The sequence below is a fragment of the Streptomyces sp. NPDC005808 genome (genome assembly GCF_042871385.1).
Taxonomy (GTDB): Bacteria; Actinomycetota; Actinomycetes; order Streptomycetales; family Streptomycetaceae; genus Streptomyces.
This window is the reverse complement of record NZ_JBIAIK010000004.1, coordinates 330,313-353,921: the sequence shown is the minus strand read 5'-3', so window position 1 is coordinate 353,921 and position 23,609 is coordinate 330,313. Positions and strand designations below refer to the sequence as shown.

At 70.9% G+C, this 23,609-nt stretch carries 21 protein-coding genes; 18 read left to right on the top strand and 3 right to left on the bottom strand.

What is annotated here, in order from left to right:
• The first annotated feature begins 266 nt into the window (after positions 1–266).
• Positions 267–605 (top strand): hypothetical protein, encoded by a 339-nt coding sequence (locus ACFYPC_RS12025; protein WP_388674023.1) that lies wholly within the window; start codon positions 267–269, stop codon positions 603–605.
• A gap of 133 nt (positions 606–738) precedes the next feature.
• Here the strand turns inward: ACFYPC_RS12025 and ACFYPC_RS12020 are convergent, their stop codons facing one another.
• Positions 739–1,155: a pyridoxamine 5'-phosphate oxidase family protein gene (locus ACFYPC_RS12020; protein ID WP_388674021.1), complete on the bottom strand. Its 417-nt coding sequence runs from the start codon at positions 1,153–1,155 to the stop codon at positions 739–741.
• A gap of 266 nt (positions 1,156–1,421) precedes the next feature.
• On the opposite strand from ACFYPC_RS12020, the gene clpB reads away from it, so the two are divergent.
• On the top strand, positions 1,422–4,019 hold the full coding sequence (gene clpB, locus ACFYPC_RS12015) for an ATP-dependent chaperone ClpB (RefSeq protein WP_388674019.1): 2,598 nt from the start codon (positions 1,422–1,424) through the stop codon (positions 4,017–4,019).
• Between the two features lie 291 nt (positions 4,020–4,310).
• Entirely contained in the window at positions 4,311–4,841 is a 531-nt protein-coding gene (locus ACFYPC_RS12010) for a YbjN domain-containing protein (protein WP_388674017.1), read from the top strand.
• A gap of 266 nt (positions 4,842–5,107) precedes the next feature.
• Here the strand turns inward: ACFYPC_RS12010 and ACFYPC_RS12005 are convergent, their stop codons facing one another.
• On the bottom strand, positions 5,108–6,322 hold the full coding sequence (locus tag ACFYPC_RS12005; protein ID WP_388674015.1) for a pyridoxal phosphate-dependent aminotransferase: 1,215 nt from the start codon (positions 6,320–6,322) through the stop codon (positions 5,108–5,110).
• Positions 6,323–6,450: 128 nt separating this feature from the next.
• On the opposite strand from ACFYPC_RS12005, the gene ACFYPC_RS12000 reads away from it, so the two are divergent.
• The 11 genes from ACFYPC_RS12000 (at position 6,451) to kynU (ending at position 18,046) form a co-directional block, all read left to right on the top strand.
• On the top strand, positions 6,451–6,744 hold the full coding sequence (locus ACFYPC_RS12000) for a hypothetical protein (protein ID WP_388674013.1): 294 nt from the start codon (positions 6,451–6,453) through the stop codon (positions 6,742–6,744).
• Positions 6,745–7,151: 407 nt separating this feature from the next.
• Positions 7,152–7,685, top strand: coding sequence for a DUF2617 family protein (locus tag ACFYPC_RS11995; protein ID WP_388674011.1), 534 nt, complete (start codon positions 7,152–7,154; stop codon positions 7,683–7,685).
• Positions 7,686–7,845: 160 nt separating this feature from the next.
• Positions 7,846–9,507: a polyamine aminopropyltransferase gene (locus tag ACFYPC_RS11990; protein WP_388674009.1), complete on the top strand. Its 1,662-nt coding sequence runs from the start codon at positions 7,846–7,848 to the stop codon at positions 9,505–9,507.
• Between the two features lie 76 nt (positions 9,508–9,583).
• Positions 9,584–10,513, top strand: coding sequence for an SRPBCC family protein (locus tag ACFYPC_RS11985; RefSeq protein WP_388674007.1), 930 nt, complete (start codon positions 9,584–9,586; stop codon positions 10,511–10,513).
• A 241-nt stretch (positions 10,514–10,754) separates the two neighbouring features.
• A complete protein-coding gene (locus tag ACFYPC_RS11980; RefSeq protein ID WP_388674005.1) occupies positions 10,755–11,543 on the top strand; it encodes an aldose 1-epimerase in 789 nt (262 codons plus the stop codon).
• A gap of 10 nt (positions 11,544–11,553) precedes the next feature.
• Complete coding sequence (gene pyrE, locus ACFYPC_RS11975; RefSeq protein WP_388674003.1) at positions 11,554–12,102, top strand: orotate phosphoribosyltransferase; 549 nt, start codon at positions 11,554–11,556, stop codon at positions 12,100–12,102.
• 172 nt (positions 12,103–12,274) lie between these two features.
• Positions 12,275–13,297: a class II fructose-bisphosphate aldolase gene (fbaA, locus tag ACFYPC_RS11970; RefSeq protein ID WP_388674001.1), complete on the top strand. Its 1,023-nt coding sequence runs from the start codon at positions 12,275–12,277 to the stop codon at positions 13,295–13,297.
• A gap of 63 nt (positions 13,298–13,360) precedes the next feature.
• Positions 13,361–14,944: an MFS transporter gene (locus ACFYPC_RS11965; protein ID WP_388673999.1), complete on the top strand. Its 1,584-nt coding sequence runs from the start codon at positions 13,361–13,363 to the stop codon at positions 14,942–14,944.
• Between the two features lie 208 nt (positions 14,945–15,152).
• Positions 15,153–15,566, top strand: coding sequence for a DUF3151 domain-containing protein (locus tag ACFYPC_RS11960; RefSeq protein WP_388673997.1), 414 nt, complete (start codon positions 15,153–15,155; stop codon positions 15,564–15,566).
• Positions 15,567–15,732: 166 nt separating this feature from the next.
• The gene (locus ACFYPC_RS11955) at positions 15,733–16,689 is read left to right on the top strand and encodes a tryptophan 2,3-dioxygenase family protein (protein WP_388673995.1); all 957 of its coding nucleotides are present in this window, start codon (positions 15,733–15,735) and stop codon (positions 16,687–16,689) included.
• Positions 16,682–18,046 carry a kynureninase gene (gene kynU / locus ACFYPC_RS11950; RefSeq protein ID WP_388673993.1) on the top strand — a complete coding sequence of 455 codons (1,365 nt, stop codon included), beginning with the start codon at positions 16,682–16,684 and terminating at the stop codon, positions 18,044–18,046. Before ACFYPC_RS11955 ends, kynU begins: the two co-directional genes overlap by 8 nt.
• A 149-nt stretch (positions 18,047–18,195) precedes the next feature.
• On the opposite strand, the gene ACFYPC_RS11945 is transcribed toward kynU, so the two are convergent.
• Positions 18,196–18,876 carry a TetR/AcrR family transcriptional regulator gene (locus ACFYPC_RS11945; protein ID WP_388673991.1) on the bottom strand — a complete coding sequence of 227 codons (681 nt, stop codon included), beginning with the start codon at positions 18,874–18,876 and terminating at the stop codon, positions 18,196–18,198.
• A gap of 182 nt (positions 18,877–19,058) precedes the next feature.
• Here ACFYPC_RS11945 and ACFYPC_RS11940 point away from each other — a divergent pair, with 182 nt between their 5' ends.
• The 4 genes from ACFYPC_RS11940 (at position 19,059) to ACFYPC_RS11925 (ending at position 23,591) form a co-directional block, all read left to right on the top strand.
• A complete protein-coding gene (locus ACFYPC_RS11940) occupies positions 19,059–20,051 on the top strand; it encodes an alpha/beta hydrolase family protein (RefSeq protein WP_388673989.1) in 993 nt (330 codons plus the stop codon).
• A 212-nt stretch (positions 20,052–20,263) separates the two neighbouring features.
• Positions 20,264–21,610 carry a sensor histidine kinase gene (locus tag ACFYPC_RS11935; protein ID WP_388673986.1) on the top strand — a complete coding sequence of 449 codons (1,347 nt, stop codon included), beginning with the start codon at positions 20,264–20,266 and terminating at the stop codon, positions 21,608–21,610.
• Positions 21,607–22,284: a response regulator gene (locus tag ACFYPC_RS11930; RefSeq protein ID WP_388673984.1), complete on the top strand. Its 678-nt coding sequence runs from the start codon at positions 21,607–21,609 to the stop codon at positions 22,282–22,284. The genes ACFYPC_RS11935 and ACFYPC_RS11930 overlap by 4 nt, the downstream gene beginning before the upstream one ends.
• A gap of 86 nt (positions 22,285–22,370) precedes the next feature.
• Positions 22,371–23,591, top strand: a complete 1,221-nt coding sequence (locus tag ACFYPC_RS11925) for a cytochrome P450 (RefSeq protein ID WP_388673982.1) — start codon at positions 22,371–22,373, stop codon at positions 23,589–23,591.
• Positions 23,592–23,609: the final 18 nt, after the last annotated feature.

The following is a 23,609-nucleotide window of genomic DNA, read 5'->3' as shown; positions in this document are numbered from 1 at the left end:
CCATCGTCGTACTCGACGGGGGAAGAGGAGACCTTCAAGTGAGGACGAAGCCGATTATGCGTAGGAAAATGCTTCGGTCGATGCTTGTCGCCGCCCTTTCCGCCGTAGTGGCCTTCGGGGCGCTGGATGGCCTTGCCGGTGCGAAGAGTAATGACCTGGCGGACAGTAGCTGGGGTCCGCTGGTGCCGGCGACCGCAGGCCAAAGTCCCGAAGCCCTGGGTTCGGGGTCGCCGGACGACGCGGATGACAGCAGTTGGGGCTGACCGATGACGACTCCTCCTGATGACCGCTCCTTCCGCAGAGAAATGGCCACCGCATACCGCTCCGGCTGGCACTTCATCGATCTGGTCACCGCCATCCCCCACAGTGGTGACTCCTTGATGGTGACGGTATTCGGAGAGCCGGTCGTCGTCACCCGGGACGACGACGAGGACCTGCGGGCGTACCGGTGTCTGCGACGTCCTCGGGGGGCGCCGCAGCCTGTGCGGTGTGCCATTCGGTACGGAATGATCTTTGTGAACCTGGACCAGCGTGACCACCAGCAGGTCGAACCGGAGACTGCTCCGGACGTGCAGACCATCTCAGCCACCCCCCGCAGTGCCTGACGCGATTCCCCCGTCGTAGTAAATCGCGCAGGTACTTCCCCCCGCAGCGGCGTCACCGTGACCTGAACACGGTGACGCCGCTGCAGTTTTACGTAAAATCTCCAGGTACGGGCCCATTCCAGAGAGGCTGAAATCAGCCCCGCCCCAGCGCAGAGGCCAGCTCGATCTCGATCACCACTCGGGACGGGTTGGGAGAGGGTGTCCGTCCGTACCGCTCCGTGTAACGCCGTTCCGCCTCCGTGATGCGCCCGGGGTCGGCGGACACCGTCGCACGCCCCTCCAGGGTCGCCCAGCGCCGCCCGTCGACCTGACAGGCGGCCACCCGTACCCCGTCGGGGCCCGCGGCCAGTACGTGCCCCACCTTCGCGCTGGACTTGTTCGCGATCACCCGAGCCAGACCTGCCTCGGGATCGTATGTAATCCCGACCGGCACCACATGGGGGCTGCCGTCGGGTCGAAGGGTCGTCAGCGTGCACAGGTGCCTCTCCCGCCAGAAGCTGAGGTAGGCGGCGTCCGGCCGTCGCGGGTCCACTGGGTACGAGGAAGCCATGAAGCCCGAATCTACTTCGCGGCCCGGGTTTCCGCTCCGGATTTCCGCTCGGTCCGGAGCTGCTTCCGGACCTGCTTCCGGAGCTGCTTCCGGACCTGCTTCCGGATCGGCTCCGAGTGGGCTTCCGGAGCAGTCTTGAGTGGAATAGACTCAACTTTGTGCTCGTTGGCACACTCAGTATCGAACGGCATCGAGATGAAGGCTGACCGGCCGAAGACCGAGCCGAAGCCCGGCCGGCCCAGGAACCCCAGGAGGAGAGCGCGACCGTGGACGCAGAGCTGACCAACAGGAGCCGGGACGCGATCAACGCGGCCGGCACCCGGGCCGTATCCGGGGGCCATCCGGACCTCACCCCCGCCCACCTGCTGCTGGCGCTGCTCGAAGGCCAGGACAACGAGAACATCCTCGACCTGCTGGCCGCCGTCGAGGCCGACCAGGCCTCCGTGCGGGCCGCTGCCGAGCGCGTGCTCGCCGGTCTGCCCAGCGTGACCGGATCCACCGTCGCGCCTCCGCAGCCAAACCGTGAGCTGCTCGCCGTCATCGCCGACGCGGCCGAACGGGCGAAGGAGCTCGGGGACGAGTTCATCTCCACCGAGCACCTGCTCATCGGCATCGCCGCGAAGGGCGGCCGGAGCGCCGACGTACTCTCCCAGCAGGGGGCGAACGCCAAGAAGCTCCTCGACGCGTTCCAGAAGAGCAGGGGAGGGCGCCGGGTGACCACCCCGGATCCCGAGGGCCAGTACAAGGCGCTCGAAAAGTTCGGCACCGACTTCACCGCCGCCGCCCGTGAGGGCAAGCTCGACCCCGTCATCGGCAGGGACCAGGAAATCCGTCGGGTGGTGCAGGTCCTGTCCCGGCGCACCAAGAACAACCCCGTCCTCATCGGTGAGCCAGGCGTCGGCAAGACCGCCGTCGTGGAGGGGCTCGCCCAGCGGATCGTGAAGGGTGACGTCCCGGAGTCGCTCAAGAACAAGCGGCTCGTCTCGCTGGACCTCGGCGCCATGGTCGCGGGAGCCAAGTACCGCGGTGAGTTCGAGGAGCGGCTGAAGACCGTCCTCGCCGAGATCAAGGACTCCGACGGGCAGGTCATCACCTTCATCGATGAACTGCACACGGTCGTGGGTGCCGGCGCCGGCGGGGATTCCTCCATGGACGCGGGCAACATGCTCAAGCCCATGCTCGCGCGCGGCGAACTGCGCATGGTGGGTGCGACGACGCTCGACGAGTACCGCGAGCGGATCGAGAAGGACCCGGCCCTGGAGCGCCGCTTCCAGCAGGTGCTGGTCGCCGAGCCGTCCGTCGAGGACACCATCGCGATCCTGCGCGGGCTCAAGGGGCGGTACGAGGCCCACCACAAGGTCGTGATCGCGGACAGTGCGCTGGTCGCCGCCGCCACGCTCTCCGACCGGTACATCACCTCCCGCTTCCTCCCCGACAAGGCCATCGACCTCGTCGACGAGGCCGCGTCCCGGCTCCGCATGGAGATCGACTCCTCGCCTCTCGAGATCGACGAGCTGCAGCGCCAGGTGGACCGGCTGCGGATGGAGGAGCTGGCGCTGGAGAAGGAGACCGATCCGGCATCCCGCGAGCGCCTCGAGAAGCTGCGCCGCGACCTCGCCGACCGGGAGGAGGAGCTGCGCGGTCTGACCGCCCGCTGGGAGAAGGAGAAGCAGTCCCTCAACCGCGTCGGTGAGCTGAAGGAGAAGCTCGACGAACTCCGCGGCCAGGCCGAACGCGCCCAGCGCGACGGCGACTTCGACACCGCCTCCAAGCTGCTGTACGGCGAGATCCCCACCCTGGAAAGGGACTTGGAGGAGGCCTCCGAGGCCGAGGTGGAGGTCTCCAAGGACACCATGGTGAAAGAGGAGGTCGGCCCCGACGAGATCGCCGACGTCGTCGGCGCCTGGACCGGCATCCCGGCCGGCCGGCTCCTCGAAGGCGAGACGCAGAAACTCCTGCGCATGGAGGAGGAGTTGGGGCGCCGGCTCATCGGACAGACGGAGGCCGTGCAGGCGGTGTCCGACGCCGTACGGCGCACCCGCGCCGGAATCGCCGACCCCGACCGGCCCACCGGATCCTTCCTCTTCCTCGGCCCCACCGGCGTCGGCAAGACCGAACTAGCCAAGGCCCTCGCGGACTTCCTCTTCGACGACGAGCGGGCCATGGTCCGCATCGACATGAGCGAGTACGGCGAGAAGCACAGTGTCTCCCGCCTGGTCGGCGCGCCGCCCGGATACGTCGGGTACGAGGAGGGCGGCCAGCTCACCGAAGCGGTGCGCAGGCGGCCGTACAGCGTCGTGCTCCTCGACGAGGTCGAGAAGGCGCACCCCGAGGTCTTCGACATCCTCCTCCAGGTCCTGGACGACGGCCGTCTGACGGACGGTCAGGGCCGGACGGTCGACTTCCGCAACACCATCCTGATCCTCACCTCGAATCTGGGCAGCCAGTTCCTCGTCGATCCGCTGTCCTCCGACGAGGAGAAGAAGCAGCAGGTCCTGGAGGTCGTACGGGCCTCTTTCAAGCCGGAGTTCCTGAACCGTCTTGACGACCTGGTGGTCTTCTCGGCCCTGAACAAGGAAGAGCTGGAGCGGATCGCCAGGCTCCAGATCGACCGGCTCGCGCAGCGCCTCGCCCAGCGGCGCCTCACCCTGGAGATCAGCGACGAGGCCCTGGCCTGGCTCGCCGAGGAGGGCAACGATCCCGCCTACGGTGCCCGCCCGCTGCGCCGCCTCATCCAGACCGCCATCGGCGACCGCCTCGCCAAGGAGATCCTCGCGGGCGAGGTCAAGGACGGCGACACGGTCCGGGTGGACGCCTTCGGGACGGGGCTGATCGTGGGTCCGGCGACGGGCAAGACGCTGTAGTTCGCCGGTCTCGCCGGTCTCGGCGGTCTCGCCTGGCCTCGGAGGTCCGGCGACGGGCAGGACGCTGTAGTTCGCCGGTCTCGGTGCCGGAGCTGCGGGCTCCTTGGGTTTCGATGGGTCTCTATGGGTTTCGATCCGGAGTTCCGCAGCTCACGGCGCTGGATCCGGCCCCTCCGCCGCGGCCGGCGGGCGAGGCTGTTGCAGGTTGGGGGCGAGGCGAGAGAGGGTGGGGTGCGAACGTCTGGTCTCAGCGATGGCCGGACGAGTCAGACGACTGCAGGAGTGTCACAGATGTCCATCGACCCGTCTTCGATTCCGAACTTCGGGGGCCAGCCCGAGCCGCAGCCCGGCGGACCGGCGGGCCCCGTCGTCCCGGATCAGGACCTTGTGAAGCAGCTCCTGGAACAGATGGAGCTGAAGTACGTCGTCGACGACGAGGGTGACCTCGCGGCGCCGTGGGAGCAGTTCCGTACGTACTTCATGTTCCGTGGTGAGGGTGACCAGCAGGTCTTCTCGGTGCGGACGTTCTACGACCGGCCGCACCAGATCGACGAGAAGCCCGCGATCCTTGAGTCCATCGACGACTGGAACCGCCGCACGCTGTGGCCGAAGGTCTACAGCCACACGCACGACGACGGCACCGTCCGCCTGATCGGCGAGGCGCAGATGCTGATCGGCACGGGCGTCAGCCTGGAGCACTTCGTGTCGTCGACGGTGAGCTGGGTGCGCGCCGCCATCGAGTTCGACAAGTGGCTCGTCGAGCAGCTCGGCCTGGAGCAGGAAGTCAACGAGGCGGAGAAGCCCGGCGACGACGAGGAGTAGTCTCCCCGACACTTGGCGTGAGGGGTGCGCGGCCGTGACCAGGCGCGCGCCGTACGCGAACGAGAGCCCGGCCCGGGCGCCGACCACCACGGTCGTGCGCCGGGGACCGGGCTCTTGCCGTACCACGGGCGACCGACCCGCCGACGCTGCCATGCCACGGGCGACCGACCCGCCGACGCTGCCATGCCACGGGCGACCGACCCGCCGACGCTGCCATGCCACCGGCGACCGACCCGCCGCCGCTCCCAGGCCACGGGCGGCCGCCGCTACCAGGCCGCCCCGAGCCGCTTGACCGCCTCTTCCAGGACCTCGGTGCGCTTGCAGAAGGCGAACCGTACGAAGGGGGCGCCGGCCTCTCGGTGGTCGTAGAAGACGGCGTTCGGGACGGCGACGACACCGGCGTGTTCGGGCAGGGCGCGGCAGAAGGCGAAGCCGTCGGACTCGCCGAGCGGCCGGATGTCGGTGGTGATGAAGTACGTGCCCGCGGGCCGGTAGACCTCGAAGCCGGCGTCCGCGAGTCCCGCCGCCAGCAGGTCCCGCTTGGCGGCCATGTCGGCCCGGAAGTCCTCGAAGTAGGAGTCCGGCAGCGCGAGCGCCTCGGCGACGGCGTACTGGAAGGGTCCGGACGACACGTACGTCAGGAACTGCTTCGCCGACCGTACGGCGGTGACGAGATCCGGGGTCGAGGTGACCCAGCCGACCTTCCAGCCCGTGAAGGAGAAGGTCTTCCCGGCGGAGCCGATCGTGACCGTCCGCTCGCGCATCCCCGGGAAGGACGCCAGCGGCAGGTGTTCGGCACCGTCGAAGACGAGATGCTCGTACACCTCGTCCGTCACCACGAGCAGATCCCGCTCCACGGCGAGCCGCGCGATCTCCGTGAGCTCCTCGCGGGTGAGCACGGTGCCGGTGGGGTTGTGCGGGGTGTTGATCAGCAGCAGCCGGGTGTTGTCGGTCACCGCGTCGCGCAGCTCGTCCAGGTCCAGGCGGAAGCGTCGATCTGCGACTCCGTCGCGGGTGCCGTCCTGCGGGCGCAGGGTGACCGGGACCCTGGTCGCGCCCGCCATCGCGATGCAGGCCGCATACGAGTCGTAGTAGGGCTCGAAGGCGATCACCTCGTCACCCGGTTCGAGCAGCGCGAGCAGAGCCGCGGCGATGGCCTCCGTGGCGCCCGCCGTGACGAGGACCTCGCGGTCGGGGTCGTACGACAGCCCGTACCGGTGCTTCTGGTGCGCGGCGATCGCCGTACGCAGCTCGGGCACGCCAGGACCCGGCGGGTACTGGTTGCCGCGCCCGTCGCGCAGCGCGCGCACCGCCGCCTCGCGGATCTCCTCGGGCCCGTCGGTGTCGGGGAAACCCTGGCCGAGGTTGATCGAGCCGGTACTGAGGGCCAGAGCCGACATCTCCGCGAAGATCGTCGTGCCGAACTCGGCGAGCCGGCGGTTGAGCAGGGGGCGGCGGGCGTGGATGGTCATGCCCGTCATCCTGCGCCCAAGCTCTGGAGTTCCTCAACTCTGCTTTGGCGCGTGAGCCGCGCGGGCATCCCCCTCTCACGCAAGATGCGAGGCGCCCACGGGGGGTCGCTTCGGGGGAACGAGAGGAGGGTGGCGCCATGATCACAGGCATCATCCTGGCGGTCTTCGGCAGCACGCTGGTCGCGGTTTTCGGCTTCGGCGGCCGGAAGAACAAGGCAGACAGGAAAGTCGCGCTGACGAAGACGTCGAAAGCGGCGAAGCCGGCCAGGCGGAGGCGCTTCCGCTCGCGCGGTGACTCCTCCGGTGGCTGGTGGGCCGGCGGGGCGGGTGGCATGACGTCCTGCGGGGGTTCGTCGTCCGACGGAGGTGGGTCCTCCTGTGGAGGTGGATCCTCCTGCGGCGGCGGGGGCGGATGCGGCGGAGGCAGCTGACACGGGGCAGCTGAGCTCCTCCGGGGGAAACGCATCCGAAGTACGAAGAAGTGTCCGTCGGCACCGGCTGCCGACGGGCACTTCCGTACGCCGGGCGTACGCCGTAGTTGAACAGTTGAGCTGTGGAGCCCTCGGGGGGATGGAAACCGCACGAAGTTGGGTAAAAACGCTGTGGTGGCACCACAGTCCATGATTCCCTCTAAATCACCAACGCAGCCCCAAGGCCCTGTCGTCTCCATGACGTCTGCCGGGCGACGCCTGGCACCGCCCTTCCGGCGGGCGACGCCAAGGTGACGACAGGGCCTCGGATCGCCCTTCCCGACCGGGCTGACCGGGCCGATACCCCGGTACTACCCACCGGGTGCGCCGGACCCCCACCTCCCTTTGCGTGCTAGCGGAGCCGACCCATGCTCACGACTCTCAACACCTCGTACACCGACACGCGCGCGGCCGACCTCGCCTGGACCCTGGGGCGCGAGCCGCTGCCCGCGCTCGCGACCCTCGACCTCGAACTCGGCGGGGCGAAAATGCAGTTGAGACTGCTCGGCGCGTCCCACCAGGTACTCCTGGAGGAGGCGCGGGGCAGCTGCTCGGAGACTGTCGCGTGCATCCCCGGCAGCAGTACGCCCCTTCCGCTCGGCGTGGCCAAGCGGGTCGGCGACTGGGAGTACGAGTTCGCGGCCCGCGTCGAGACTCTCTCCCACGGCTCCTTCGCGGGCCGCGCCCAGGAGTTACTGGCCCTGGTCTCCGACCACCCCAACGGCCTCGCCGGCGTCTTCCCGGGCAGCCCCCACGCCTTCACCGCGATGCTGGCCCAGCGACATGAGGGGCAGGTGCACTGGCGTACGTGGCACGCGTACCCGCAGGACGGGCAGTTGGTGGCGACCCGGACGAGGGTGGGGGTGCGGGTGGTGGCCGCGGCGGATCTCCTCAGCGCGTAGGGCGGACGTGGTCGTGCGTAGGGCGGATCTGCTCGGCTCGTAGGGCGGATCTGCTCGGCGCGTAGAGGGTGGACCCATCAACGCCCGTTACACCTGAGCGCAACAGTTCCACACGTGTGGGTGACGAGGCGTAGTACCGGTGTGACGTACCGTTCGCAGCGTGATCGATCCGCACGCGCCCGCACCGCCCGGCGCACCCCCTCCCTGGGGTGGCGTCCAGGGCCAGGCGCGGCTGCCCGTCCGCCAGGGCACCGGCCGGTTCCTCGTCCTCGCCGGTGTGTTCGTCTGTGCGGCCTGCGGACTCGTGTACGAACTCGAACTCGTCGCCCTCGCCTCGTACTTGATCGGCGACTCGGTCACCCAGGCCTCCGTGGTCCTCTCCGTCATGGTCTTCGCCATGGGCATCGGCTCCCTCGCCGCGAAGCGGCTGCGCCCCCGCGCCGCGGCCGGCTTCGGCGCGGTCGAAGCGGCGCTCGCCCTGGTCGGCGGCTACAGCGCCATAGCGCTGTACGCGGCGTTCGCGTGGACCGGCGACTGGGGCGGCGCGTGGAGCGACGGCTCCCGCTACCTGCTCGTCGCCTTCTCCCTCACCATCGGCCTGCTGATCGGCGCCGAAGTCCCCCTCCTCATGGAGCTGATCCAGCGCGTTCGCAGCCAGGACCCCGGCGGCGCGGTGGCGGACCTCTTCGCGGCGGACTACGTCGGCGCACTGGTCGGCGGCCTGGCCTTCCCCTTCCTCCTCCTGCCCTGGCTCGGCCAGCTCACCGGCGCGCTGCTCACCGGCGGGGTGAACGCACTGGTCGGCGGCGCCCTCGTACTCGGCCTGTTCCGCAAGGACCTGACCCGGCGTGCACGCTGGGCCCTGGTCGTCGCCAACCTCCTGGTCCTCGGCCTCCTCGCCTCGGCCGCGGTGCTGGTCGACGACTTCGAACGGGCGGCGCGGCACGCGGTGTACGGGGCGGAGGTGCGGGTCGCGCTCCAGACCGGGGTTCAGGAGGTCGTCCTCACCGGCGGCACCCACGGCCGCCCCCTCGCCCTCTTCCTCGACGGCCGCCTGCGCGTCAGCGGCCGCGACGAGCGCCGCTATCACGAAGCTCTCGTCCACCCCGCGATGAACGGGGCCCACGCGCGCGTGCTCATCCTCGGCGGCGGCGACGGCCTAGCCGCCCGCGAGGTGCTTCGCTACCCAGGCGTACGCCATGTCGACGAGGTCGAACTCGACGCCGGGGTGGTCCGGCTGGCCCGCCAGGACCCGGCGCTCTCCCGGCTCAACGGGCACGCGTACGACGACCCGCGCGTCCGCGTGGTGACCTCGGACGCCTTCCACTGGCTGCGCGGCGCCCCCTCGACGTACGACGTGGTGATCTCCGACCTGCCCGACCCCGGCATCACGGCGAGCACGAAGTTGTACTCCCAGGAGTTCTACGGTCTGGTGCGCCGCGTCCTGGCCCCCGGCGGCCGCCTCGCCGTCCACGCGGGCCCCGTGGCGAGCCGCCCCCGGATCTTCTGGACGATCGACACGACGATCCGGACCGCCGGACTGCCCACCGTGCCCTACCGCGTGGGCGGTCGCGACTCCGGTTTCGCGGCCGGCCCCGATCGCACGGCCGGCGCGTCCTTCGCCCCGCACGACTGGGGGTTCGTCCTGGCCTCCCGTACGGAACCCTCCGGTACGGGTCCGCCCCTGGGCCTGGACCCGGGCGGCCCGCGCCCGCACACCCTCACGCCCGCGGCGCTGGCCGCGGACGCGCGTGCGGCCTCCCGCACCCGGATTCCCGGCCTCCCGCCCTCCACGCTGGTGCATCCGCGGTACGCCGACTGAGCCGGAGGCGGGAATCCCACCGGAATCCCGTCATACGCGGGTACGGCCCGGGTCGTGCTGGGTAGGCTCGGCTGGCATGGAGCATGAGGTGTACGTTCCGGTTCCGGCCGAGCGGCTGCGGGAGGCGCTGGGCGATCCCGCGCTGGTGGCCCGGGCGGTTCCCGGCCTTCAGCAGGACGCGGGGACTGCGCCCGTCTCCGGGCGGCTGAAAGTCCGCTTCGGCAACCACACGATCACCTATCGCGGCACGCTGTCCGTGACCCCCCAGGAGGACGGTTCCTACGCCGTCGAGGGCGACGCGAACGAAGCCCGCGGCAGTGGTTTCGTCAAACTCGCGCTCGCCGTGCGGCTGGCTCCCGCCGAAGGCGGTACGACGGTCACCGTCGGCGGTACGGCGTCCGCCGACGGGCGAGTGGCGGAGCTGGCGCCCGACGCGGTGTCCGCCGCCGTGGCGCGGCTCGTGGTGCGGTTCGTGGAAAACCTGGGAGCCGCGGCGTCCACGGCCGCTGCGGCAGCCCGGCCCGAGGAGGAGCCGGAGGAGGAGCCGGAGGCGGGGCCCGTATCCACCACCTCCGGCTTCGACGCCGACATTCCGGCACCGTCGGTCGAGGACGACCTCGTGGCCGAGGGGTTCGTCGGGGAGTTCGCGGACGAGGGGGAGGGCGAGGGGGAGGACGAGGACGAGCCGGGTGCGGAGGATGCACACGACTCCCCCGACTCCCCCGACTCGATCGAGTCCCTTGCGTCGATCGAGTCCATCGAGTCCATCGATTCGCTCGACTCGGTCGAGGAGGACTCCATCGCCGAGGCGGCCCACGCCCGGCGGACGATGATCGGCCGCAGCGCCGAGGAGGTCGACCACGCGCCGCCCCGCGGGCGGTACGCACCCGTCCCCGCGCCGGAGACCACCGCCGCCCGCGCCACCCTGCGGTGGGCCGCGCCGGCGGCGGCGCTGGCGCTTGCGTCGGCGATCGTGGTGACGCGGGTGCTGCGTAAGCGGCGCTGAGGACTGGGGGATGGGTTTGTTCACCCCCTCCGCCCCTACCCGTCCCCGTACCTGGGGGCTGCCGCCCCCAGACCCCCGCTTCGCGCTGAACGTGCTCGTCCTCGAACGCCGGACGGGCTGAAGAAGTTCAGCCCGTCCGGCGTTTGAGGAGCGGGGTCTGGGGCGGAGCCCCAGGGACAAGGGACGGGTAGGGGCGGAGGGGGCGAAATCACTTCGGCCCCCGCCCAGTAGGGTCAGCTCCGTGAGTAACGAGGACATCACGCTGACCGCGGGTGACGCGGAGGTGACCGTACTGCCGGGCAACGGCGGACGGGTCGGGAGTCTGCGGGTCGGCGGCGTCGAACTGCTGCGGCAGGGCGAGAAATACGGGTGCTTCCCGATGGTCCCGTGGTGCGGGCGGATCCGCGACGGCCGGTTCCTGGACGGCGCCACCGTCCGGCAGATGCCGCTCAACTCCCCACCGCACGCCATCCACGGCACCGCCCGCAACGCCGCCTGGCGCACCGCCCACACCACCGACAACGAGACCGTGATCACGTACGACCTCGTCGACCCGTGGCCCCACCCGGGCCGCGTCACCCAGGCGTTCGCCCTGACCGAGGACGCCCTCACGCTCACCATGTCCGTGGAGACGTACGACTCCTCCTTCCCCGCCCAGATCGGCTGGCACCCGTGGTTCAACCGGAACCTCGGGCAGGAGGACGTGCAGGTCGACTTCACGCCCTCCTGGCAGGAGGAGCGCGGCGAGGACCACCTCCCCACCGGACGGCGCATCGAGCCGCTCCCCGGCCCCTGGGACGACTGCTTCGGCATGCCCGACGGAGTCGACGTCACGCTCACCTGGCCGGGGCAGCTGGAGCTGAACATCGCCAGCCGTGAGGAGTGGGTCGTGGTGTACGACGAGCAGGAGGCAGCCGTGTGCGTCGAACCGCAGACCGGACCGCCCAACGGGCTCAACACCCTGCCCCGCCTGGTCACCCCCATCGAGCCCCTGGAGGCGGCCACCACCTGGACTTGGCGGCGCCTCTAAGCTGGCTGCCATGAGTGACGTACGCGACGCGCTGTTGCAGCAGATCAAGGACAAGGCCGTGGTGCACGGCAAGGTGACCCTCTCCTCGGGTCTCGAGGCGGACTACTACGTGGACCTGCGCCGCGTCACGCTGGACGGCGAGGCCGCGCCGCTGGTCGGACAGGTGCTGCTCGACCTCACCGACGGACTCGACTTCGACGCGGTCGGCGGGCTCACCATGGGCGCCGACCCGGTGGCCACGGCCATGCTGCACGCCGCCGCCGCGCGCGGAAAGCGACTGGACGCCTTCGTCGTACGCAAGGCCGCCAAGGAGCACGGGATGCAGCGGCGCGTGGAGGGTCCGGAGATCGTGGGCCGGCGTGTGCTCGTGGTCGAGGACACCTCCACCACCGGCGGCTCCCCCCTCACCGCCGTGGAGGCGGTGCGCGAGGCCGGCGCCGAGGTCGTCGGCGTCGCGACCATCGTCGACCGCGCGACGGGCGCCGCCGAGAAGATCGAGGCGGCGGCCGGGGTGCCCTACCTCTTCGCGTACTCGAAGGACGAACTGGGCCTCGACTGAGCAGCCCGCTTCAAGCCCTTGCGCACGGCCCGGACCGAGGGTTATCCACAGGGTGGACACGTTGTCTGGAGCATCTGGGCAAGTCTGGAAAGATGGGGACGACGATGACGTCACCCCCTAGGTCAGGGCCGTAAGCAGCAGAACGCCACCCGCATATACAAGGAGCGGACAGATGCCCATCGCAACCCCCGAGGTCTACGCCGAGATGCTCGACCGGGCGAAGGCAGGCAAGTTCGCCTACCCGGCCATCAACGTGACCTCGTCGCAGACCCTGCACGCTGCGCTGCGCGGCTTCGCGGAGGCGGAGAGCGACGGCATCATCCAGATGTCCACCGGTGGCGCCGAGTTCCTGGGCGGCCAGTACAACAAGGACATGGTGACCGGCGCCGTCGCGCTCGCCGAGTTCGCGCACATCGTCGCCGCCAAGTACGACATCACGGTCGCGCTGCACACGGACCACTGTCCCAAGGACAAGCTGGACGCCTACGTCCGTCCGCTGCTCGACATCTCCGCCGAGCGCGTCGCCAAGGGCGAGAACCCGCTGTTCCAGTCGCACATGTGGGACGGCTCCGCCGAGACCCTCGCCGACAACCTGGCGATCGGCCAGGAGCTGCTCGCGAAGGCCGCCGCCGCGAAGATCATCCTTGAGGTCGAGATCACCCCGACCGGTGGCGAGGAGGACGGCGTCTCGCACGAGATCAACGACTCCCTCTACACCACGGTCGACGACGCGCTGCGCACCGCCGAGGCCCTCGGCCTGGGCGAGAAGGGCCGCTACCTGCTCGCCGCGTCCTTCGGCAACGTCCACGGTGTCTACAAGCCGGGCAACGTCGTCCTGCGCCCCGAGCTCCTCAAGGACCTCCAGGAGGGTGTCGCCGCCAAGTACGGCAAGGCGAACCCGTTCGACTTCGTCTTCCACGGCGGCTCCGGCTCCACGGCCGAGGAGATCGCCACCGCCCTGGAGAACGGCGTCGTGAAGATGAACCTCGACACCGACACCCAGTACGCCTTCACGCGCCCCGTCGTGGACCACATGTTCCGCAACTACGACGCGGTCCTGAAGGTCGACGGCGAGGTCGGCACCAAGTCGAAGTACGACCCGCGCACCTGGGGCAAGGCCGCCGAGGCCGGCATGGCCGCGCGCGTGAGCGAGGCGTGTGCGGCGCTGCGTTCGGCGGGCACCAAGCTGAAGTAGACCGCGGAGGGAATTCGGGCTCGGCACCTGCTCGGTGCCGGGCCCTTCCGTATGCTCCGGTGTATGACTGCCACTCCGCAGGATCCGCAGTCTCGGAAGGATCCGCAGGCTTCGCAGGATCTGCAGGCTTCGCAGGATCTGCAGGCGTCGCAGGCTCCGCAGGATGCACAGGCTTCGCGGGAGAAACCGGCAGAACCGGGCGTCAGGATCGCCGGCCCCGCGGGCAAGTGGATCCTGCTGACCACCGTCCTCGGTTCCAGCATGGCCATGCTGGACTCGACGGTCGTCAACGTCGCGCTGCCGCGCATCGGCCGTGACCTGGACGCCGACCTCGCGGCCCTCCAGTGGACCGTGAACGCGTACACGCTCACCCTGGCGGGGCTCATCCTGCTGGGCGGCTCGCTGGGGGACCGCTTCGGGCGGCGGAAGGTGTTCGTCATCGGGGTGGTGTGGTTCGCCGTCGCCTCGCTGTTGTGCGGGCTGGCCCCCAACGGGGAAGTGCTGATCGCGGCCCGTGCGTTGCAGGGCATCGGCGGGGCGCTCCTCACGCCCGGTTCGCTGTCGCTGATCCAGGCCTCCTTCCATCCCGACGACCGGGCCAGGGCGGTCGGCCTGTGGTCGGGTTTCGGCGGGGTCGGCGCGGCGGTCGGGCCGTTCCTGGGCGGCTGGCTGGTGGACGGTCCCGGCTGGCGCTGGGTCTTCCTGCTGAACATCCCGGTGGCGCTGTTGTGCGTGCCGGTCGCCCTGCGGCATGTCCCCGAGTCCGCGGACGGACGTGTACACCGCGGCTTCGACGTGCTGGGCGCGGCTCTCGGCGCCCTGTCGCTGGCGCTGGTGACGTACGCCCTGATCGAGGCCCGCAGCGGGTCCGTGCTCGTGTGGGTGACGGCGGTCGCGGGTGTCGCCGCGGGAGTGGCCTTCGTGTACGTCGAGCGGAGCAGGTCCGATCCGATGATGCCGCTGGACATCTTCTCCTCGCGCCAGTTCACGGCGGTCAACGCCGTCACGCTGTGCGTGTACGCGGCCTTCAGCGGCTTCTTCTTCCTGGCCGCGCTCCAGCTCCAGGTCGTGGCCGGTTACTCGGCCCTCGGCGCCGGTACGGCGCTGCTGCCCACGACCGTCCTCATGCTGCTGTTCTCCGCCCGCTCGGGCGAACTCGCCCAGCGCATCGGGCCGCGGATTCCGCTCACGGTGGGGCCGCTGCTGTGTGCGGCGGGAATGCTGCTGATGCTGCGGGTCGGTGAGGGTGCCTCGTACGTCGCCGATGTGCTTCCCGCGCTGGCGGTCATGGGCCTGGGCATGGTGACGCTGGTCGCGCCGCTGACCGCCACGGTCCTGGCCTCCGTGGACACCGGGCGGGCCGGCCTCGCCAGCGGTATCAACAACGCGGCGGCCCGTGCGGCGGGGCTCATCGCCGTCGCCGCGCTCCCGCTGCTCGCCGGCATGGGATCGGAGGCGTACCGGTCGGCGGACGCTTTCGACTCCGCGTTCCGGCGTGCGATGCCGTTGTGCGCGGGGGTCCTGGTCCTCGGCGCGGTGGTCGCCTTCGCGACGGTCCGGCGTCCGGCCCCGGACTGCCGACGCCCCGAGTGCCGCACGCACGGGTGGGTCACGGCTCCGCCGTTGGAGGCGGGGCGGCGGGGGTGAGGGTGGTTTTTTCGCCCCCTCCGCCCCTGCCCGTTCCTTGTTTCTGGGGGCTGCCGGCCCCCAGACTTCCGCTGTCGCGCTGAACGCGCTCGTCCTCAAACGCCGGACGGGCTGGAGACAGCCCGTCCGGCGTTTGGACGGGCAGGGGCGGAGGGGCGAAAAGCCCCGACCCCGACCCCGCGCCGACGAATGCAGCAGACTGGAGCCCATGACCTTTCACGAGAACCTCCTCGGGGGACCGCCCCCGACCCACCTTCCCGATGACCCGGAGCCCCGCGAGCTCCTCGCGAACGGCACGGCCCCCGCGGACGTCGCCGCCAAGTACCCCACCTCCTCCCTCGCCTGGGCACAGCTCGCCGACGAGGCATACGAGCGCGGCAGCGTCGTCGAGTCGTACGCCTACGCCCGCACCGGTTACCACCGCGGCCTGGACTCCCTGCGCCGCAACGGCTGGAAGGGCCACGGCCCGGTCCCCTGGGAGCATGAGCAGAACCGTGGCTTCCTGCGCGCCCTGCACGGCCTCGCCCGCGCCGCACAGGCGATCGGCGAGCAGGAGGAATACGAGCGCTGCAGCCAGTTCCTGAAGGACTCCTCCCCGACGGCGGCGCACACGCTGGGCTAGTCGTCTGTCCTGTCGCGCGCCGCGTTTGTGCAGGTCCGCCTGGTGTGACCAGGCGGGCCTTGCGTTCTCGGGGGACGATTGCGGAGGATGCCGGTGGGGACCGGGGCCCCCGTGTCGGAATCGGCAGGGGCGGACCGCTACCCGGAGTACGCATCAGGAGACAGCGATGTCGTCCCAGCAGGCTCAGCCCGCAGAGGCTCCCCAGCCCGCAGAGGCCCATCTCACTGAGGCCCGTCTCACCGAGGCCCAGCTCGCAGAGGCCCGTCTCGCAGAGGCCCAACTCACCGAGGCCCAGCTCGCAGCGGCTCAGAAGCCAGAGACCCCGAATCTCGACTTCCACGGCACCACGCCGTACGAGGACTACGTACAGGCGGATGTCCTCACCCACCTCCAGCAGACCCGCTCCGACGACCCCGGAGAGATGGTCTTCCTGGTGACCACCCAGGTCATGGAGCTGTGGTTCACGGTCATCGTCCACGAGTGGGAGACCGCGGCGAAGGCGCTCCGCGAGGACCGGGTGCCGGTCGCGGTGGCCGCGCTGAAGCGGTCCGTACGGGAGCTGGAGGCGCTGAACGCGTCCTGGCGGCCCCTCGCGCAGCTCACGCCGGCCCAGTTCAACTCCTACCGCGGCGCCCTCGGCGAGGGCTCCGGCTTCCAGTCCGCGATGTACCGCCGGATGGAGTTCCTGCTCGGCGACAAGTCCGCGTCCATGCTGGTCCCGCACCGCGGCGCGCCGCGCGTCCACGCGGAGCTGGAGAAGGCGCTGCACGAACCCAGCCTGTACGACGAGGTGTTGGGGCTCCTTGCGCGGCGCGGGTACGCGATTCCGGCGGCGGTGCTCACGCGCGATGTGTCGTTGCGCTATGAGTCCTCGCCGGAGGTGGAAGAGGTGTGGACGTCGCTGTACGCGGGCGACGAGGACGCCGAACTCGCCCGTCTCGGCGAGGCGTTGACGGATGTCGCCGAGCTGGTGTGGCGCTGGCGCAACGACCATCTCGTCGCCACGCGCCGTGCGATGGGCGCGAAGACGGGCACGGGCGGCTCCGCCGGGGTCGCCTGGCTGGAGAAGCGGGCGCAGAAGAACGTGTTCCCGGAGCTGTGGACGGCGAGGTCCCATGTCTGAGCTGCGGTCTGATATGGGCGAGCGGGCCGAGGAGTCGGACTCGGCCGAGGAACTGGAGTCGGTCGAGGTACTGGAGTCGGTCGAGGAATTGGAGTCGGTCGAGGAATTGGACTCGGTCGAGGAACCGGACAGGCTGCGGAGCAGGCCTGAGGAGTTGGACTTCACCGGTGGGCCGGCCGGGCTGCGGAGCAGGGCCGAGCGGCTCGACTCCGCCGACGGGCTGGCCGGGCTGCGCGAGCGGTTCGTCCTCGACGACGTGGTGTACCTGGACGGGAACTCGCTCGGCGCGCTGCCCGTGAACGTACCGGGTCGGGTCGACGATGTCGTACGCCGCCAGTGGGGCGAGCTGCGGATCCGGTCCTGGGACGAGAGCGGCTGGTGGACGGCGCCGGAGCGGATCGGTGACCGGATCGGCCGGCTGGTCGGCGCGGCGCCCGGCCAGATCGTGGTCGGCGATTCCACAAGTGTCAACGTTTTCAAGGCTGTTGTGGGTGCCGTGCGGCTGGCCGGGGACGGCCGGGACGAGATCCTGGTCGACGCGACGACCTTCCCGACGGACGGGTACATCGCCCAGTCGGCGGCGCGTCTGACGGGCCGGACTGTGCGTCCGGTCGCGCCGGGCGAGGTGGTGGACGCGCTGGGCCCCCGTACGGCGGCGGTCCTGCTGAACCACGTCGACTACCGCACCGGCCGCCTGCACGACCTCCCGTTCCTGACCTCCGCGATCCACGCCGCGGGCGCCCTCGCGGTCTGGGACCTGTGCCACAGCGCGGGCGCCCTGCCGGTGGGCCTCGACGCCCACGGGGTCGACCTGGCGGTCGGCTGCACCTACAAGTACCTGAACGGAGGCCCCGGTTCACCGGCGTACCTGTACGTGCGCGAAGAGCTGCAGGACCGCTTCGACTCCCCTCTCCCGGGCTGGAACTCGCACGCCGACCCCTTCGGCATGGACCCGTCGTACGCCCCGGCGCCGGGCGCGCTGCGGGGCCGGGTCGGCACCCCGGACATCCTGTCCATGCTGGCTCTGGAGGCGGCCCTCGAGGTGTGGGAGGGCCTCTCCATCGACGCCGTCCGCGCCAAGTCCCTGGCTCTCACGGACTTCTTCCTGGAGTGCGTCGCGGCGTACGTCCCCGAGGGGCGGGTGGAGCCCCTGACTCCGTCCGCGCACGCGGAGCGCGGAAGCCAGGTGGCACTGCGGTGCGCGGACGCGGGCGAGGTCATGAAGGGCCTGATCGAGCGGGGGGTCGTCGGAGACTTCCGGCACCCGGACGTCCTGCGGTTCGGTTTCACTCCCTTGTACGTCGGCTTCGCGGAGGTGGAGCGGGCGGCGAGGGTGCTCGCGGGCGTCCTGGGATGACCCACCGGACCGGTCCGGACCCACCGGACCGGTCCGCCGGAACTTCACGGCGGCGTGGTGAGCGGTCTCCGCTCCCTGCCGGGGGTCACTGGTGATGACGTACGCTCCTGCCGGGGGTCACTGGTGATGACGTACGCCCCTGCCGGGGGTCACTTGGTGATGACGTACACCCCGGCCGCGGCCGCGGCGACGGCGGCCTCGGCCGCGCGGTCGGCGGCGGCCGTGTCCGGGGCCGTCCCCGTGGTGAGCAGGGTGTAGTAGAGGGGCGCCGACACCGCGCGCACGACCAGCGCGGGGTCGGTACCCGGCGGCAACTCCCCTCGGGCGACGCCCTGTTCGACACAGGGCGCCCACTCCGCGACCCGGACGTCGTAGAACCGTCGCAATGCCTCCGCCGTACGCCCGTCGCACGCGGCCGCGGCGATGACCGCCCGGAACAGCGCCCCCTGCCGGGGATCGGCGAGCGTCCGCCGTACCAGCGCGGCGTTGGCGCGGAGGTCACCCAGCACCGACCCGGTCTCCGTGCGGGGCAGCGACTGATCCGCCATGTCGCTCAGCAGATCGGCGACCAGCCCGGTCACGGACCCCCAGCGCCGGTACACCGTGGTCTTGCCGACCTCGGCCCGGCGTGCCACATCGGCGAGGTCGAGGTGTGCGAAACCCTGCTCGGCGAGTACGTCACCCGCCGTGCGCAGCACGGCCGCACGGACGCGGGCGGTGCGGCCCCCGGGGCGTACGGTGCCGGGTTCGGCGGGCCTGGCGGGCTCGGCGGCATCGAGGGCCCTGGCGGGCTCGGCGGCCTCGGGGGCTCTGGCGGGCTCGGCGGGCATGGCGGACTCCCTCGCGGACGTGGTCGCTGCCCGACAGCGTAACGAAACGGCAGAACCGTTTGACCTTAACCGACAGTGACATCCCCGTGTCGACGCACGTCACGGGCCTGATAGCGTCCCCGCACAACGGCCGGATTCTTCCCTGGTCCGCCAAATCCGTTTCACCGCTGAGAGGTTGGAGCATGCAGGACGACGTCGCAGCTCGGGACGGCGCCGGGCACGCGGGAGCAGGCGACGCCGCCGTGGCTCGCGACGAGGCCGAGGAGGCGTCCGCGTTCTCGCACCCGCCCGTCGACCCCGACGTCACCGTCGCGTACGGCGACCACCCCGACCAGGTGATCGACTTCTACGCCCCGCGCGACCCCGATCCCGCCGTCCTCACCCCCCTCGCCCCCCTCACCCCCCTCGTCCCCCTAGTGGTACTCCTGCACGGCGGCGCCTGGCGTGCCCCGTACGACCGCCGACACATCACCCCCTTCGCGGACTTCCTGGCCCGCCGCGGTTTCGCCGTGGCCAATGTCGAGTACCGGCGGGGTGGCGCGGGCGCGGCGCAGGGTGACGAAAACCTCGCGCAAGGTGACGCAAAGCCCGCGCAGGGTGACGGCGCTCCGGTCGCCGGTCGCTGGCCGGACACGTTCGACGACGTGGCCGCCGCGCTCGACGCCCTTCCCACGCTCGTACGGGAGAAGCTGCCGCAGGCCGACCCTCGCCGCATCGTGGTCACGGGCCACTCGGCGGGCGGCCATCTCGCCCTGTGGGCCGCCACCCGGCATCTCCTGCCGGCCGACGCCCCCTGGCACACCGACCGCCCGGCGCCCCTGCGCGGCGTCGTCGCCCTCGCCCCGATCGCTGACTTCCGGGTCGCTGAGAAACTCGACGTGTGCGGTGGGGCCGTACTCCAACTCCTCGGCGGGGAGGAAGAGTTCGCGCACCGCCTGCCGTACGCCGACCCCGCGCAACTCCTCCCCACCGGCATCGCCACGACCCTCGTACAGGGCCGTACCGACGTCGTCGTCCCACAGGCGGTCGCCGAGTCGTACGCCGATGCTGCCGCGAGGGCGGGCGAGGTGGTCGGCCTGACTCTCCTTGAGGACGTCGGGCACTTCCCACTGATCGATCCGGCGGCGGACGCGTGCGCGGTGGTGGCCGAGGAGATCGCCCAACTGGCCTGGTAGCCGGGGGAGTTGTCTACACTCCTCCGACTTCCCACCCCTCCGCCTCGCACCCTCCCGGCCTGCCCGCCCTCTCCACCCCGTCCACCCCCTCCACCCCCTCCACCCCCTCCTTCGGAGGAGCGCAGTGATACCCCGTAGTACCTGAGACGGATCCTGAAGGACCCTCCTCCCTGGTGACGACCGCGACCCCGGGGTCGGCCTACCTTTTCCACGTGACCGAGACGACCCAGACGCAGATGACGCCGCCGGGCGGGGCAAAGCCACGCAGCCCGGAGTTCCGGCTGGCCGCCGACGCCCTGCGCGGGCTGCGGCAGGACCTGTTCCATGACGCCTTCGCCTACCGTCCGCTGCCACGGATGCGGGTGGACGGCCCGCTCACCCGACGGCTGCCGGCGGGCATACGGAAGTACGCGGCCTGGACCCCGCACGCCCTGGTGACGGCGGCCGGACTGTTCGCGATGGCCATCGCGAACACCACCACCGGCAGCGCCAGCGGCAGCATCGTGACGCTGACGTGCGCTCTCCTCGCCCTGCTCCCGGTCCTTTTGACGCTGGTCCGGCCGGTCGGTGCCTTCTGGTTCTCCTTCGCGGCGACACCGATCGTGAGCGCCCTCAGCGACACCTGGACCGCCTGGCCGTGGGCGCCGGGCAGCTTCGCGGCCTACTTGGTGGTGCTGACGGTCGTGGCGCTCCGGACGAGGCCGCGTACCGCCGGGTGGATGTGGGCGCTGACCGCGGCGTACGGGATCGCCGCCGAGACCACCTTCCGCGGGGGGTACTACAGCACCAACACCGTGCCGCTGCTCTTCGTCGCCGCCCTGGCTCTCCTGGTCGTCACCGTCCTGCACATACGCCGGGACGCCGAGCAGGAGGTGACCGCCCACCAGTCGGAGACGGCGCACGAGCGTTCCAGGCGCACCCTTCTCGAAGAGCGCACGACGATCGCCCGCGAGCTGCACGACGTAGTCGCCCACCACATGTCGGTGGTCGCCATCCAGGCCGAGGCCGCCCCCTACCGGGTGCAGAACCCGCCGCCCGAGCTGGAGCAGGCGTTCGTCACGATCAGGGAGAACGCGGTGGCGGCCCTGACCGAGCTGCGCCGCGTCCTCGGTGTAGTCCGGGCGGAGGACTACGAGGCTCCGGATGCCCCCCAGCCCACCCTCGCCGACCTCGATGCGCTTCTCGCCAATGTGCGTGACGCGGGCCTGACCGTCGACAAGGTGGTCACCGGCGCGGTGCGCGGGCTTCCGCAGGGCGTCGAGCTGTCGGCGTACCGCATAGTCCAGGAGGCGCTCAGCAACGCCCTGCGGCACGCGCCGGGCGCGGCGGCCCGCGTCGAGATCGGCTACGTCCTCGGCGGGCTCGGCCTGCGCATCGTCAACGACCCCGCACCGGCGACGAGCCTGGCGAAGTCGACGCACGGCGCGGGGCACGGCATCACCGGCATGCGCGAGCGCGTCACGATGCTGGACGGAGAGATGACGGCGGGCGTAACGGACGACGGGGGATACGAGGTGGCGGTGTTCCTGCCGGTGCCCGCCGCAGAGGAGCCCTCATGACAGGCGGCGCTCCCATCCGCGTCCTGATCGCCGATGACCAGGTGATGGTCCGCGAGGGCTTCTCCGTGCTGCTCGGCGCCATGCCGGACATCGAGGTGGTGGGCGAGGCGGTCAACGGCCGGGAAGCGGTCGACCGGGTTCGCGAGCTCGCCCCGGACGTCGTGCTGATGGACATCCGGATGCCGCAGATGAACGGGATCGAGGCGACCCGGGAGATCGTCGCGGCGGACGGCGCCGCGAAGGTGCTGGTCCTGACGACGTTCGACCTCGACGAGTACGTGTACCAGGCGCTGCGGGCGGGAGCCTCCGGCTTCCTCCTCAAGGACGCCTCGGCGCGCCAACTCGCCGACGGGGTGCGGGTGGTGGCCGCCGGGGAGGCGCTGCTCGCCCCCTCCGTCACCAGACGGCTGATCACCGAGTTCGCCAAGCTCGCGGACGCGCCCGGACTCTCGGCGACAGCGCAGGCGGCGCACGGCGACCTCACCGACCGGGAGACGGAGGTGCTCGTCCTGATCGCGCAGGGTCTGTCGAACGCCGAGATCGCGACGCGGCTGTTCGTCGCCGAGTCCACGATCAAGACCCATGTGAGCCGGATCCTGGTGAAGCTGGGCCTGCGGGACCGTACGCAGGCGGCGGTGTTCGCGTACGAGGCACGGCTGGTCACGCCGAGGTGAGCAGAGGGTGCGCGCGGTGGTCCGACAGAGGCCGTCCGTGGAGACGCCCCTGGTCAGGGAGGGGCGGGTCGGGCTAGCGTCCGTTCATGGCAGCTTTGGAGACACCGCAGGCCTTCGACCCGTGGGACCCGGCGTTCTTGGCGGACCCGTACCCCGTGTACGAGGAGCTGCGTGCCCGTGGCCGGGTGCAGTACTTCGAGCCCACCAAGCAGTGGGTGGTCCCGCATCACGCGGACGTGTCGGCGCTGCTGCGGGACCGCCGCCTCGGCCGGACGTACCAACACCGTTTCACGCACGAGGATTTCGGACGCACCGCGCCGCGTCCCGAGGACGAGCCGTTCCACGTGCTCAACGACAACGGGATGCTCGACCTGGAGCCGCCGGACCACACGCGGATCCGGCGGCTGGTGTCGAAGGCGTTCACGCCGCGCACGGTGGAGCAGCTCAAGCCGTACGTGGACCAACTGGCCGGCGAGTTGGCCGGCAGGCTGGTCGCGGCGGGCGGCGGTGACCTGCTCACCGACGTCGCCGAGCCGCTGCCGGTCGCGGTGATCGCCGAGATGCTGGGGATCCCGGAGTCCGACCGGGCGCCGCTGCGGCCGTGGTCGGCGGACATCTGCGGGATGTACGAGATGAACCCGTCGCAGGAGACGGCGGCGAAGGCGGTCCGGGCGTCGGAGGAGTTCACGGAGTATCTGCTGGGGCTGATCGGGGCCCGTCGCAAGGAACCGGGCGAGGATCTGATCTCGGGCCTGATCGCCGCGTACGAGGACGGGGAGCGGCTGACGGAACAGGAGATGATCTCGACCTGCGTCCTGCTCCTGAACGCCGGTCACGAGGCGACCGTCAACGCCACGGTGAACGGCTGGTGGGCCCTCTTCCGCAACCCCGGTCAGCTGGCCGCCCTCCGCGCTGACCACTCGCTGGTGCCGACGGCCGTGGAGGAGCTGATGCGGTACGACACCCCGCTGCAGCTGTTCGAGCGCTGGGTGCTCGACGACATCGAGATCGACGGTACGACCATCCCCCGCGGCTCCGAGATCGCCATGCTCTTCGGCTCCGCCAACCACGACCCGGCTGTCTTCACCGCCCCGTCGGAGCTGGACCTCTCCCGGGCGGACAACCCGCACATCTCCTTCAGCGCGGGCATCCACTACTGCATCGGCGCACCGCTCGCCCGCCTGGAACTGACCGCGTCCCTGCGCGCGTTGCTGTCCCAGGCCCCGACGCTCAGCCTCGCCGCCGAGCCTGAGCGGAAGCCGGCCTTTGTGATCCGGGGACTTGAGGGGCTCAGCGTCGCGCTCTGAGTCGCCGGCCGAGGGCCC